Annotated in this window: 1 protein-coding gene and 1 pseudogene; both read left to right on the top strand. The window is 58.4% G+C overall.

Translation table 11 applies throughout. The features are described 5' to 3' along the window. Positions 1-723: conjugal transfer pilus acetylase TraX (gene traX / locus K0778_RS26430; protein ID WP_153449196.1), on the top strand; the 723-nt coding region annotated here is incomplete at its 5' end. Between the two features lie 54 nt (positions 724-777). Continuing rightward, a pseudogene (locus K0778_RS26425) lies at positions 778-965 on the top strand (conjugal transfer protein); the annotation flags it as partial.

The following is a 965-nucleotide window of genomic DNA, read 5'->3' as shown; positions in this document are numbered from 1 at the left end:
ACACGTAACGATTCACTGGCTGCCCGGACCGATACCTGGTTGCAGTCGTTGCTGGTCTGGTCACCCGGACAGCGGGATATCATCAAAACGGTGGCACTGGTGCTGATGGTACTGGACCACATCAATCTGATATTCCAGCTGAAGCAGGAATGGATGTTTCTGGCCGGGCGTGGAGCCTTTCCGCTGTTTGCCCTGGTGTGGGGGCTGAATCTGTCCCGTCATGCGCATATCCGGCAACCGGCCATTAACCGGCTGTGGGGATGGGGGATTATTGCCCAGTTCGCATATTATCTGGCAGGCTTTCCCTGGTATGAGGGGAATATCCTGTTTGCCTTTGCAGTGGCGGCACAGGTGCTGACGTGGTGTGAAACGCGCAGTGGGTGGCGTACAGCAGCGGCCATTCTTCTGATGGCGCTGTGGGGGCCTTTGTCCGGCACCAGTTACGGCATTGCCGGGCTGCTGATGCTGGCAGTCAGCCACCGGCTGTACCGGGCGGAAGACAGAGCGGAACGTCTGGCGCTGGTCGCCTGCCTGCTGGCTGTTATTCCGGCGCTTAACCTTGCCACCAGTGATGCAGCGGCGGTGGCCGGTCTTGTGATGACGGTGCTGACCGTTGGTCTGGTGTCGTGTGCAGGAAAATCATTACCCCGTTTCTGGCCCGGGGATTTTTTCCCGGTATTCTACGCCTGTCATCTGGCTGTGCTGGGCGTTCTGGCGCTGTGACGGGTGTGGTATCTTTGACCGCAAGAGGATGATTCGTCAGAGGCAGAACACAGCATGACAGAGCAGAAGCGACCGGTACTGACACTGAAGCGGAAAACGGAAGGGGAGACGCCTGTCCGCAGGCGGAAAACCATCATCAATGTCACCACGCCACCAAAGTGGAAGGTGAAAAAGCAGAAGCTGGCCGAGAAAGCAGCCCGGGAAGCAGAGCTGGCGGCAAAAAAAGCGCAGGCCAGACAGGC

This window comes from Escherichia sp. XD33, from assembly GCF_019375075.1.
Classification (GTDB): domain Bacteria; phylum Pseudomonadota; class Gammaproteobacteria; order Enterobacterales; family Enterobacteriaceae; genus Enterobacter; species Enterobacter flexneri_A.
This window is presented reverse-complemented; position numbering and strand designations above follow the sequence as displayed.